This is a genomic window from Pseudoalteromonas sp. SG45-3, assembly GCF_014164075.1.
Lineage (GTDB): Bacteria > Pseudomonadota > Gammaproteobacteria > Enterobacterales > Alteromonadaceae > Pseudoalteromonas > Pseudoalteromonas distincta.
Map to the genome: position 1 here is coordinate 1 of NZ_JACJEN010000037.1, position 12,711 is coordinate 12,711.

Sequence of the window (12,711 nt, forward strand, 5' to 3'; positions counted from 1 at the left end):
ACAGCGACAGAGGCAGCCAATATTTGTCTATACGATACACTGAGCGACTTGCTGAAGCTGGAATTCAAGCGTCTGTAGGCAGTGTGGGTGACTCTTATGACAATGCATTGGCTGAAACAATAAATGGATTATTTAAAACAGAGATTATTCGCAGAAATGGCCCGTGGAAGAATGTTGATGCTGTTGAATACGCAACGTTAGAGTGGGTTAATTGGTTTAATAATCAACGCCTATTATCTTCAATTGGGTATATTTCACCAGCTCAATATGAAACAGACTACTATGATAATTTAAACGAGTCAGGTAAAGTGGCCTGACTTAAACAAACTGGTCTCCGATGAACTCGGGGCGATTCACCAAGGCTGCAAGTGTGCTGTCATTTAAGCAGAGTTAAAACTGAGCTTTATTTTAGGCAGGTGCTTGGTCGTATATTAAGAATAAACAGCTCACCCAACCAAGAAGCTTGGTTATTTACCCTAGCCGAAGAAACACTAAGCACTTTTGCAAATAGAATTGACCAAGAGCTACCCGACACTTGTGTACTAATAAGAAATAACGCCATAGCGAATGAATATTTTGGAATAGAGACTCATAAAAAGACAAGCTCCACGCGGCCCAATAGTCAGCCGATTGCTGAAATTGATAATTTATTATTTTCATGGGGATCAAACGAATCAAGTCTGCTGCAAATTGAACCTAAAGAAGCAAGCTTTTTACAGGCCTTTGGCGGATTTAGAAAGCGGGTAATAGAGACGTTTTTAGCAGGTTAATTTGAAGCAATTCACATCAGTCCATAGAGTTTTAATGATTAGGCTTAGGTTTCATGTGACAGGCCCATATGAGCGAGAAGCAGACGGTCGAGTAAACTCGTTTTTGGACAAAAACGAGTTAGAGCCGAAGGTCGGCTCTGTGCCATAAGCAGTCATTGGTAAACTTTGATGATGTGACCCCTTTGTTTCTTTGTTTCCCAGATGCCACTCATACCATCTTAAACACTGAAAACAGCGCGTAGTAAAATGCCACGCGTTGCGAATCACTTTCAAACAGTTTGTTAGGGCTCTAATCTATGATGTCTCTGTTGAGCTCGACTCTCAAACAACATATTGACTCCATCAACCAAGTAAGGGTCTCTTACAGTCAGTTCACATTGGTAGACTTTAGATTTTTTCAACACTTTAAAGAAGCTAGGCTTATCAAATAGGTTACGCTGAGTATAATAAACAGCCGCAAACACTGTACGTTCAACATGCGAACTTGTATCTGTCATACCTAACCCTAAACTATCAACTACATTAATTTTTTTATCATGATACTTAGTAACCAACTGACGGAGACCATTTTCATCAAGACCACCACCTAACGTAACTAGATCATTTGCATTTCTAACTTGAATAGTATTTAAAAACCGCACGTCTTTAAGGCTTAAAACTTCGGAAACATCACTATTTTTAGACCCATATTTATAAACACCCGAGTCATAGGCACATAGATATAGTCTATGAGATAGTGGAAGAAATAATTGAACTCCCTTATTCATCAAACCTGCGACACCAAGAGTATTTAAATCTTTATAAAACCAGTTATACTTAATAACTGGATGATCTGAAATAATAAAGTCTTCACTAGTTTTATTAACTAAAATATGGAATCTTAAATCTTCCATACCCTTCGAAATCAATACACTGTCAAGAACTAGTTGGGTTATAACACTTCGCTTAGCATCACGATCTTGGAACTCTAAAGAGAATAGCTCTCGTATGTCATCATCATATGCAATTTCATTTTGTTGAAGTAACTCTTCAGCAAGATGATAAGTATGTTCTTCACTATATCTCAAGCTTTCGTTCAAGACTTCTTGAGTTCTCATGAGCTGACAACATAAAAATTTCGTCAAGCATTGACAATCAATATTTAAACTATGAAATACACCACTGCGAAATTGATTAATTAGTTCAGATGAAGGAGTTTCAATATGCGATTCAATAAAGTTTTCAATGACATTATCTTTATCATAGAAATAGTTTTGTGAGAATACCTCTTTCACTGACTGGTTATACAGTAGCTTGTTATTGCTGATACGAAGAACATTAACTTTTGCTAGCTTTTCGTGTGCCGAATTAACTCGAAATCCTTCAAGTAACAAACGAGGTACATAATGCTGATTTATAGTAATTTTTCCCATATGTAACCTTTATGTTTCTATAAGCCGAATGAGCTTAGAGCCTTAACACCTCGTTAAGAGGCAAAAAAATTGTTGGCTAAAATTAGCGACGAAGAAGCAAAAACCAACTGTTTTGTCCTTTAATCGACATGTTATAAATCATTGAACTCAAGACTATAATACTTCTCTGATATTTTTGTTTTACTCAGTTTCACATGAGATAACTCCTGTGTCTGACTAATAATTAACTTCATTTCTTGCTCAAGTTCACTTGAAGCATTTACACCTAAAATGACCTCTTGAATAATTGACTTTGGGAACTTAAACAAATGTACATTTAGAGGTTCGTTATCAATTGTATAATCTGAATCTTGTAAAACGCCACAAAATCTCCACTCTTTTTCGTAAGCCCATATATCAGACTTAAGAAGCAACAAATCAACACCAGACGTATTACTCATTGTTTTATTCGGGCGTTCATCTAAATATACAACTTCTCTGAGATGGTAAAGCTCATCACTTTCACTTCTCTTTTGATTAAAAACTCATGAGAAGCATCAAATTTAATACAAAAGCCTTTATGTGAATTTGCATAATGAGACCACATAAGTAAATTATCTTTTTTTTCAGTTAAACAAAGCACACCAATTAGCTCATTTGATTTCTCATTATAAATATTCGAAACCTGCTTAGCAGAATTTACCAAATGAGCATCCAATTTATCCTGATTATCGGTCAATATCTGACAAATAGTTGCTTCAAGATCTTTTTTTGATATTTGCTTCGCTAGTTCGTGCGGAATTTTTGATAGTTCTTCTTCGATCTTTTCATCAATAGTTTTCTCAAAAACATCATTAAACTCTTCTTGAGTAGCAACTGTAGAAATAACAGGTTTAAATTCAAAGGGATCATTGAAGTCGTGCGGTTGTGTTAAACGAATACATCCATTTTTAATAACATCTGTTCTTGCAGGCTCGAAATACTTAAAAAGATCCACCCGATTCTCCAGCATTTATAACAAATTTATCAGAGGACACTTTCCCTATTTTAGCGTAAAAACGTCCTTATCTCGTGAACTTACATTAATAGCAAATAGTATAAGTGATTGCCAGCTATAAATATTACTCTTCCTGCGGCTTATATAAACATGTGAAAAAGAGAAAAGTGACCTCTTATTCTTACTAAGTTAAGGTGACACACCTGAATGACCGCTTATCGCTCTTTGACGAAGTTCGGCTCTGTGCCAGCGGACCTTCAATCGTAGCTCGTTTTTGCCCCAAAACAAGTTAGGGTAAATTATTTAATTATGGCTTTGAGCAATTAAGAGACGGTCCAAGTAATTTAGTACTATAGAGCCAATTCTAAAAAGCGAATGTTCCTTTAACGTATCTTCTTTTTTCTGGATCTCATTAGCACCAATAAAAATTATAGTTGGCAATGAATTACGTTATTTGTTAAAAATAAATTTATTTAATACATGAAGTGATATCAGGGAAAAGATGTGCGCATCGCGCACTTTAAAATTTTTAGACGCAAATTGAACACAGCGTAGCTTTAAAGCAAGGATGTTATGTCTATAAAAAACATACAAAAACTAAAACACTTTGGTATCTATCAGGATCACACTAACACCAATGCTAAAGATTTTGGGAAGTACAATCTGTTTTATGGTTGGAACGGAAGTGGTAAATCTACGCTTTCGGGGTTGTTTCGCTGTATAGAAAATAAAGCCACTTCCAGTAAATATCCTTCTTCAGAATTCGAAGTAAGATTAGACAACGGTACGCTTATCACACAAGCGAACGTGGGGACTTCTGATCTAAACGTATACACCTTCAATCAAGACTTCATTGACGAAAATATTTCATGGAATAGCGTTGTCAAAAGTATTTTGCTGGTAGACAAAGCCAAAATTGAAGAACGAGAAAAGCTGGAAGAGCTGAAGAAGACGCAAAAGGCCGATTCCGAAGCGTATAGCAAAGAAGCAACAGAAATAAAAAAACTGGAAGGTGCCATTTCAAAATTTGGAACTGATAGTGCTCGTCGCTTGAAAATGAGCCTCCAATCTATTGATACGTCTGATAGCCATTATCTTAATTATAACAAAACAAAATTTGAAGCGTTTATCGCCTCAAACCTTCAAGCAACGAAAACAGACGAGCCGCTTCTTAATGAAGATAAAATTATCGAACTAACCAATGCTGCTAAACCAGATCAGAAGAACCCTATTTCATTCACACGAAAGGCAATTAATCAGGAAACTTTCGGCAAAGCAAAAGGCCGTCTTGATGATCTTCTAAATACCAGCGTAGTCAGTAAAACCATTCAACGACTTGTTGAGCATGGTGATATAAAGTCTTGGGTTGAAACTGGTCTTGATCTTCATAAGCGCCATGAATCAAACCAGTGTGAATTTTGTGGTAATACCATAACTGAAGAGCGCATCAAACAACTCGAAGCCCATTTCAATGACGATTACAAAGCTTTTCAAAGCAGGCTTGTGAATGCTGATGGTTGGCTTACAGCTCAATACATTCAAGTCCCTACTTTACCTGCGACAGCTGACTTTTACGAAGAATTGAAAAAGGAGTACAGCGAATTATGTGCAGCCTTGGAAAAGGCTACCAAAGACCTTAATGAAGAAATCTCAGCTTGGCATAAAATCCTGAAAGAGAAGACAGGAAACCCCCTTGAGACTGGTCTTACGGTCGACGTTATTAGTGAATCTTCGATAAAGGCCTTTAACAATGCTATGGCATCGATTGGTACAACTGTTGATAAGCACAACCACAAATCGAACAACTTCAAGGAGGAAACAGACAAATCCAAGAAACAACTTGAACTTCACTATACAACCACTGAGGTTAAGTCTTTCGGTTACCACAGTAAGAAAAAAGAAGTTGTTCACCGTACAGCCGCAAATAATACATTAAAAGCCACAATAACTAGCCGAAACAGTGAAATTAGAAGCCTTGAAGATTCTTTATCAAACGAGGGCTTGGGGGCTGACCAGTTTAATGAATCACTTCACAAGTTTCTTGGTCGCAGTGAATTAACCCTTCGTTTTAGCCCTTTTAAAAAAGGCTATGAAATATTGCGGAATGAATCTATTCCGGTAGAAGGAAACTTAAGCGAAGGGGAAAAAACTGCTATTGCCTTTGTTTACTTTATAACCAAGTTAAAAGAAAACGATAACAAGATGGAAAATACTATCGTTGTTGTGGATGATCCCGTTTCAAGCTTTGACTCGAACCACTTATTTCATGCGTATTCATTTCTTCGTAGCAATTGTAACAAAGCAAAGCAGTTATTTGTATTTACGCACAACTTTACTTACTTCAAATTGATCCGAGATTGGTTTGAAGGTGTAAACCGCAATAGAAAACGAAAGAATCCGCCCAAAGATCCAAATGCGTTTTTTTATACAATTGAAGCGTCAACAGTCACTCCACGCCAATCGACATTTAAAGACGCAAACTCTAGTCTGGTTAATTACAATTCAGAATACCATTATATATTTTCAAAGCTGCATGCATACAAAGATAGTTCTGCATTGTCTCGAGACGAAGCCTTTTTAACCGCGAATCTCTCAAGGAAACTGCTTGAATCATTTTTTAGCTTCAAGTTTCCAAAGCACCGAAGTGATATTGCGCAGCTGATGAATTGTGGCTTGAACGGTTGCGAAATCACTGATGAATCTACCAAAGAAAAGATTTATCGATTCATAAACAAATACTCTCATAGTGTTGTTATTGAAATCAATGAAGATTCTTCAGAAAACCTTTTAGGTGAAAGCCAAAATGTCATTGGTGATATTTTTACGTGGCTTCAGGAAGTTGATGAGATTCATTACAACGAAATGCTCGAGGTTGTTGCATAATTAGTGTAAAAGCTTATAAGAAGCCACTGCACTAGGAAATTTAACTCGCTTCGCTCCAAAAATTCCGGTGAGTGGTGAGATGAAGCTCCCCCTTTTAGCACAAAGCTGTCCATAGCCTCTAACGCGTTTTTGTCCATTGACGAGTTATAAATATAACTCGTCTTTGCCCCAAAGTGAGTTGCGATCGATTAAGAACTAGCTTAGCCAAATCGTCACTTGACTTACATTTCGTAATGTCAGTAAGGATTCAACGGGGTTGGAATAGCATAATACCGCGCAACCCTTAAGCTAATGACATAGTCAGAATCACAGTTTAAGCTAGTTTAGACCATTGGCATATATGACTTATGGATATAAAGTGAATACAAATTCTCAATGCGTTAGTATGATGTGAAATTAATTTAACGGCGCTCTACATGTATGTCAGAAAATGTCTTGAATTCAACTGCTCTTGAAGAGCTGTCAATGAAGGCTGATGAGTTTTTGATAGCTAATGATCATGAAAAGATTAAAACGTTCTTAGAATCGTTGTTAGGCGTTGATTATAAGTTTGAAAATCTCGTTGATGAAGCTCGTTTTTACTATATATTGGGTAATTGTTCAGCAGCGATTTTTAGCTACCATAAACTAGATTGGTTTTCTGATGAACTAAGTAAATCCGTTATATTTTTCAGAAAAGCTCTATACGTCATACGACAAATCAACTTTCCAACTGATGAAGAACTTTTTCTACAAAGCTGCATTGAAACCAATTTAGGCAATAAGCTAAGTTCTCAAGGTCGTGCTTTCTGCTGTATTCCATTATGGGATAATGCCCTTAATTGCATACAAAACCCTGTGTCTATAATATCTAAAGCAAACAACGAGCTTTTTCTTGCGAGTAATGTTTACGATCCTAGTCATAAGCACTACCACTACTTTACTGCATACTTACTCATAAATTTAGGTATTGAAAGCCTTGAACAGCTTCATCCTGAGCAAAGAATTGCTTATTCAGAAAACAGCAATTTTATGAATTTTAAAGCATGGTTTGAAGATACTTTTAAACCAGAAGATTTTGACTATTTTGAGTCATTTGAAGAGGAAATTTAGACAAGAAAGCAAGGAGAATATTTAAAGTGGTGTGGAGATAACAAGCTTTTTATCAATGATTTAAATGATGTTTGCGTATCTGAAATTGTCTATCAAGACATTATGACTCTCCCCTCTTTTTCTCAACAAATAAACTTCGCTTTATCGATGCATGAAGAGCTTATGTATCATGGAAACTTCGATGAATTAAAGAACGATTTTTGCTATGCGCGTTATTTAATTTTTTCGGCTAGAAACATACCTAGTGACCATACGCATTTCTTCAATAAAACATATCCTCACATTGATGATATGTCACACTCCATTACCAATCTAAAAGCTAGTCATTATAAAAGCGCGTTCAGAACGCTTTACTCAATATTTGATAAAATTGCTTACTTTATTAATCGCTTTTTTGATCTGAATGATATCAAGTATGATCATAAAATCAGCTTTGACAGTATCTTTAGTGAACTTAAAAGCAGTAAAAACTGGAAACCGCACAATAAGCTTAAAGGTAGTCAGAATTGCTTTATCCACGCCTTATTCTACATCCTGAAAGACATTCGAGATGTGAAAGACTCGACTTCTGTTAGTCAGTGGCTTGATCCTGATGCAAAGGCATTTTCTGAAATTAGAAATGCTATAGAACATCGTTCTTTAAAGATTGTTGATGATTTTGGTTATACCCTAACTCAATCAGATAAAGCTTTTAAGCAATCACAGCTTGAAAAGCTTAATGATGGTATAGATGACTTTGAAGAACAACTTCAAGAGCTGTATGGTAAAATTGCTTCGGCGAAAAAAGCTCATAATATAACTCTTAAAGCCGAACTAGAGACCAAAAAAAAATTACTTGATGAAGGTTTGCGTCAAACACGGTCAAAAATTTATGAGCACCAAAAGCTTTCAAGTCATTCTGTGCTGATAAAAGAGAGTGAATTTGAATCAAGGCTCATGACGTTGATGAAGCTCGCTCGAAATTCGATTATGTACCTTTCACTTGCAATTCATGTAGAAGAAAAAAATAAGCTAGATAATAGTGCAGTGATGATGCCTATCGAAGTACCTCTGAAGTAGATCATTGTATCCTATAAATATTCTTTTAGGAAAGTTTGGCTGAATCATTTCTTGAATAGTGAATGGGTTTTAATGATTACTAGGAAAAGTCAAGACTATCACTGCATTGTCCAACTGTTATTATTGAAAATGGTTGATTTGTGGATTATATTACTAATATCAATTTAAGTAGTTGTGACTGTCGCACAGGAGATTGTGACGATTGGTTGGGTTAAGGGATCACTTCCCTTTTAATGGAGGTGTAATATGTTTAGATTTATTAAGAAATTTTTTACGTATAAAGAAAATACAGACGAAATTAAAGTAAAGGTTTCTGGTGGAAAGTATTTTATTGCTGATTTAGATTCCCTCTCAAAGAGTGATGTCGTTAAAGACCAGGTAAGACATGCTAGAGCTTATGTAAGACAAAGTTAGTAAAAGAAAGCGCCGCTAAGGCGCTTTTTTTATAGGGAAATTATGATAAAACCTACCGTTATATTCATACTGGTTATCACGATAGCTGGGCATATTTACAGAAAAACAAACTATAAGCTTTACCCTAAGTATGATGCTTCAAAGGGCTACCATACCTTTTTGCTAGCAGCTTCGACAGGATTATTGCTTTTTATATGTTCTTATATATTTACTACTGCAATAGCGCAGTTTAGCATTGCCCAATCAATTGGGTTATGGTTTCGGAATCAATTAAATATTTTATCGCCATCGGTTGGACAGGACTTTGAAGCGGTAAACTTAATATCTGTGCTTTTTTTTACATTTTTCTTTAGCTGGTTTATTCCTAGGCTAAAATATAAAGTCGCTAAAAAAAGACAAGAGAACCCAACATTCAACAGTTGGAAGAAGGCTGCTAGAAAAGACTTAACACCAGAGTTTACCCACCTTGCATTTAACTCTTGGGAATACGGTTTACCTATCGCATTTACTTTATCAAATGATAAGGTGTATATAGGCTATATATCTGAAATAGGTATTGATAGTAATGATATTCACCTTTTGCCTATTTTGAGTGGTTACAGATGTAATGAAAAGAAAGACCTTATTTATTTGATTGATTATAAGCCTGTTATAGAACATATCTTAAACGAAGAGTTCGACGCTATTGATGAGGGTGTTGAAAAGAAAAGTAAACTGGGAGTCTACAAAAAATTTGCTATTGCCATACCTCACCGAGAAGTGGTTCATGCAAACCTCCATGACACTAGCTATAAAAAACACTTTGATAGACACCGTTATGATTGCAAAGAAACCAAGCCTTCTGGCGTCAAATTTACACTGAGTGATTTGTAGAATAGCGAAAACGGCCTAAGCTCCATCAAGGGGCTTATTATTTAGTACAACTTTTGCGAAAAGATTAAAAACCTGTAAGCGCCTGTAAGTGATTATAAACGCCTTACTTTATTTTGTGGTATGTTTTTCGCTCAAAACCGTTTAAACACGCTCAGTTAAATTTAAAAAGGGTTTAAATTGGATTTAAAGTTATGGTTTAGTGTTTTGGTGGTTAAGCTACGTTTTATGAAATAGTTGTTTGCTAGGTTTGAATTCCAGGTCTAAATCGTTCGGCATAATTAGATTGTAATTATGCGTGAGTTGTATGTACTCAGACTCAGTAATAATATGAGTGTAATAAGCCTAGTTTATATTAGCAAAAAACTCTGTACTTGGGTTTCCCTTTAATTTATTGCTGGGCGCTACATACAATTGAGGCATTGCTTCTTCGGAGTTTGGTGATAGGTATTTATCTGGGTCATTTATGTGTAGGTAAATTGCTATACCCATGCCGTATAAAAGTAACCCCGTTATTTCGGTGATTAATAGTTTGTTGAATGTTTTGAATTGAGGTTGATTGAGCATAACCATTTTAGGTTTATTTAAAAATAATAGGAAGCTATTTGATAGCAATGTATTAGGTAATTTGTTAAAACTATATCAAGTAGAAAAGTAGAGTGACACGAGCAGATATATACGCGATCAACTCACTAGGCTTACAGGAAAGTAAATGCGCGATATCCTCGGTCAGCACAAGCAAGACTTTATGAAATTAGGCGCTTGTGTTTAATCTGTCATGGATTAGATTTAACAACCAGTAGTCTTTCATCAGAAAATTCTAGATTAGTTATGTCTAAAAATGTTGAAGATACTTTACATAATTTAGTGTCTAGCAACCTTCTTAGTCTAGTAATTGCAATTAGAGTAAATCTCTATCAAAGTACAATTAATCAACCGAATTTGGAATTACCAAATTCATCATGGTTATATTTCGATGATAAGTTAATAGAGAAACCTGCAACTCTTAAGCAGGTCTGCGATAAAATTATTCATGCAGATTCTTTTTCCAAAACAGTTCCACCTAGCGAACTTATTGATCCTAAATATAAGATTGCGGTTCAATTTAAAGGCGTTGAATATAAAAAATCTTGGACATTAAATGTGGTCCTAGAGTGCTTTGTTGAAGACGTACTTTCCTTGCTCGATAGTATTGAGAAAAGTATGCCTAATAAGTCAATTAACAAGGGCACGTAACAATTGGCTAGGTTTCACTACACAATTTTAGGCAACTCATTACTTGGCTGGTTACAAAGTCGTTAAATGTCCGGTTATGGCACAGAGCCGTCCTTCGGCTCAAACTTATTTTTGTCCAAAAACGATTTTATCTGACAGTCTGCTTCTCGCTCAAATAAGCCCCCGAAAAGTGGCTCATATAGCTATCTAGGTTAACGCTTTCGAAAAACAGAAGTAAATTTCCTATAACTACCTTTGAAGCACTAGAAACGGAAGTTTGCTTCCGAAATATAGTAATATAGGCTTACAAGTCGGAAGTTTACTTCCGTTTTGTACTTTAAGTTTATAAACCGGTGTTTAATGAAAGCTGGGAAGTCTAGAGGTACAAGCAAACATTGGGTTATTAAATTTAATAATTAGCTTTTAGCTAAATTTAGAAAAACTTTAAAGCTGGTAGTTTGATTATTTGAACTGACCTCTATATTTCCACCGTTTGCTTGCGCTAGAGCTTTAACTATTGCAAGCCCTAAACCAGCTCCATCGCTGTGTCGTTGGCGCGATTTATCGGGTCGATAAAAGCGGTCAAATAAATAAGGTAAATGCTCAGAAGGTATTCTCTCCCCAGTATTAATCACTGAAATACATATTTTTTCAGCGGTAAATATTTCACTATTTACTGTGATTGATGAGCCTTTTGGGGCATACCTTATTGCATTGGATAGGAGGTTTGATAATAATTGGCGAAAGTGTAATTTGTCACAATAAAAACAAAGGTTTTGACCTTTTTTCTTAAATGTAATCAATGAGTCTTCAGCCAAAGCATCAAAGTACTCAAATAATGCTTCAATTTCATCATGGCTTTTTAGAGTATTTTGAACGGGTTTAACCAGTCCATTCTGAGTTTTTGCAAGCCAAAGCATATCACTAACCATCTTAGTTAGTCGTTCCAGCTCTTCTAGATTAGAAAACAATAATTCTTGATACTCTAACAACTGTCTTTTTTTAGATAAACCAACCTGTGTTTGAGTGATTATATTTGTTAGTGGAGTACGTAACTCATGCGCAATATCACTAGAGAAATTTGATAAACGAATAAATTCACCTTGGAGCCTGTCGAGCATCGAGTTAAACGACTGCACCATATTAACAAGCTCAATAGGCACTGTATTTTCATCAAGCCTTACATCCATCTTATTAGTTTGGATGTCATGCATTTTCTGACTCAAACCTCGTAAAGGGTTTAATCCTTGATGTATAGCAAACCAAGCCACCAATAAAATGAGTACCGCAGAGCCAAACATAATAGCCCAAAGGCTTTGTTGAAATTGATTGAGAAAGTGTAAATGAAAGCTCATGTCTATCGCTGTAGTAATTTTGTATTGCTGTTGCCCAGTACTTAAATTACTCACCAGAGCTCGGTAGGTGTGGGTATCATTTTGCCATGAGGTAATGTTGTTACGGTTAAAGCCAGCTGAAGCCTTAGCACTCATTACAAAATCACTAAAATCTCGTTCAGAACTTTGAAAAATGAGCTCTCCTTTTGCGGTATTTACCTGATAGTAAACACCGTGATGACCCGCTACAGCGTTAGATAATTCATTTTTAAGTTTCAGGTTTGATTTATACTGTTGTCTTAAAACTAATTCAATAGATTGATTAATAACATGCAGTTCACTACTATCTTGCTTGAAAAAATGATGTTTTATCGAACTATTTATTAAGTTGGCAACTAAAGTTAAGCACGCAATAACGGTTACAGCCACAAACAACACGCATCGTAAGTGATAAAGGCCGTGACTTAATAGCCATCAGTTTCAACCTCTAATTTATAGCCCATACCACGAACCGTATGAATTAATTTAATAGTAAAGTCATCATCAACTTTTGCTCTTAGCCTACGAATGGCAACATCAATCACATTGGTGTCACTATCAAAATTCATATCCCATACTTGAGAAGCAATTAACGAACGTGGCAATACTTCACCTTCGCGCCGTAACAATAGTTCAAGTAAGCTAAA

General features: G+C 35.7%; 12 protein-coding genes and 1 pseudogene. 8 read left to right on the forward strand and 5 right to left on the reverse strand.

Going from position 1 to position 12,711, the window contains the following annotated elements; genetic code table 11:
• Positions 1-317: integrase core domain-containing protein (locus tag H5126_RS20865; protein ID WP_182721566.1), on the forward strand; the 317-nt coding region annotated here is incomplete at its 5' end.
• Between the two features lie 33 nt (positions 318-350).
• Positions 351-770, forward strand: a pseudogene (locus H5126_RS20870) (diguanylate cyclase); the annotation flags it as partial.
• Between the two features lie 281 nt (positions 771-1,051).
• Here H5126_RS20870 and H5126_RS20875 read toward each other — a convergent pair.
• From H5126_RS20875 to H5126_RS21690, 3 genes are all read right to left on the reverse strand, one after another.
• Entirely contained in the window at positions 1,052-2,182 is a 1,131-nt protein-coding gene (locus tag H5126_RS20875) for a DUF4238 domain-containing protein (RefSeq protein WP_182721427.1), read from the reverse strand.
• Positions 2,183-2,313: 131 nt separating this feature from the next.
• Positions 2,314-2,622 (reverse strand): hypothetical protein, encoded by a 309-nt coding sequence (locus tag H5126_RS20880; protein WP_182721426.1) that lies wholly within the window; start codon positions 2,620-2,622, stop codon positions 2,314-2,316.
• A 20-nt stretch (positions 2,623-2,642) separates the two neighbouring features.
• Entirely contained in the window at positions 2,643-3,158 is a 516-nt protein-coding gene (locus H5126_RS21690; RefSeq protein ID WP_182721425.1) for a DUF2971 domain-containing protein, read from the reverse strand.
• A 573-nt stretch (positions 3,159-3,731) separates the two neighbouring features.
• Between H5126_RS21690 and H5126_RS20890 the strand changes: the two genes are divergently transcribed.
• The 6 genes from H5126_RS20890 to H5126_RS20910 all read left to right on the forward strand — a co-directional run bounded on the left by H5126_RS20890 (position 3,732) and on the right by H5126_RS20910 (position 10,712).
• Positions 3,732-6,041 (forward strand): AAA family ATPase, encoded by a 2,310-nt coding sequence (locus H5126_RS20890; RefSeq protein WP_182721424.1) that lies wholly within the window; start codon positions 3,732-3,734, stop codon positions 6,039-6,041.
• A 420-nt stretch (positions 6,042-6,461) separates the two neighbouring features.
• Positions 6,462-7,133, forward strand: coding sequence for a hypothetical protein (locus H5126_RS21400; RefSeq protein WP_220491497.1), 672 nt, complete (start codon positions 6,462-6,464; stop codon positions 7,131-7,133).
• Positions 7,134-7,235: 102 nt separating this feature from the next.
• Complete coding sequence (locus H5126_RS21405; protein ID WP_220491498.1) at positions 7,236-8,192, forward strand: LA2681 family HEPN domain-containing protein; 957 nt, start codon at positions 7,236-7,238, stop codon at positions 8,190-8,192.
• Positions 8,193-8,438: 246 nt separating this feature from the next.
• Positions 8,439-8,606 carry a hypothetical protein gene (locus H5126_RS20900; protein ID WP_024032678.1) on the forward strand — a complete coding sequence of 56 codons (168 nt, stop codon included), beginning with the start codon at positions 8,439-8,441 and terminating at the stop codon, positions 8,604-8,606.
• 42 nt (positions 8,607-8,648) lie between these two features.
• Positions 8,649-9,479: a hypothetical protein gene (locus tag H5126_RS20905; RefSeq protein WP_182721423.1), complete on the forward strand. Its 831-nt coding sequence runs from the start codon at positions 8,649-8,651 to the stop codon at positions 9,477-9,479.
• Between the two features lie 828 nt (positions 9,480-10,307).
• Entirely contained in the window at positions 10,308-10,712 is a 405-nt protein-coding gene (locus H5126_RS20910; protein ID WP_182721422.1) for a hypothetical protein, read from the forward strand.
• A gap of 395 nt (positions 10,713-11,107) precedes the next feature.
• On the opposite strand, the gene H5126_RS20915 is transcribed toward H5126_RS20910, so the two are convergent.
• Positions 11,108-12,454 carry a heavy metal sensor histidine kinase gene (locus H5126_RS20915; protein WP_310736043.1) on the reverse strand — a complete coding sequence of 449 codons (1,347 nt, stop codon included), beginning with the start codon at positions 12,452-12,454 and terminating at the stop codon, positions 11,108-11,110.
• Between the two features lie 35 nt (positions 12,455-12,489).
• Positions 12,490-12,711 (reverse strand): winged helix-turn-helix domain-containing protein (locus tag H5126_RS20920; RefSeq protein WP_182721420.1); only part of this gene is annotated, 222 nt, incomplete at its 5' end.

What these genes read in the sequence shown, in the direction of transcription:
- H5126_RS20875 (WP_182721427.1), bottom strand. Translation starts at nt 2,182, where the DNA reads ATGGGAAAAATTACTATAAATCAGCATTATGTACCTCGTTTGTTACTT.
- H5126_RS20880 (WP_182721426.1), bottom strand. Translation starts at nt 2,622, where the DNA reads ATGAGTAATACGTCTGGTGTTGATTTGTTGCTTCTTAAGTCTGATATA.
- H5126_RS20890 (WP_182721424.1), top strand. Translation starts at nt 3,732, where the DNA reads ATGTCTATAAAAAACATACAAAAACTAAAACACTTTGGTATCTATCAG.
- H5126_RS21400 (WP_220491497.1), top strand. Translation starts at nt 6,462, where the DNA reads ATGTCAGAAAATGTCTTGAATTCAACTGCTCTTGAAGAGCTGTCAATG.
- H5126_RS21405 (WP_220491498.1), top strand. Translation starts at nt 7,236, where the DNA reads ATGACTCTCCCCTCTTTTTCTCAACAAATAAACTTCGCTTTATCGATG.
- H5126_RS20900 (WP_024032678.1), top strand. Translation starts at nt 8,439, where the DNA reads ATGTTTAGATTTATTAAGAAATTTTTTACGTATAAAGAAAATACAGAC.
- H5126_RS20905 (WP_182721423.1), top strand. Translation starts at nt 8,649, where the DNA reads ATGATAAAACCTACCGTTATATTCATACTGGTTATCACGATAGCTGGG.
- H5126_RS20910 (WP_182721422.1), top strand. Translation starts at nt 10,308, where the DNA reads ATGTCTAAAAATGTTGAAGATACTTTACATAATTTAGTGTCTAGCAAC.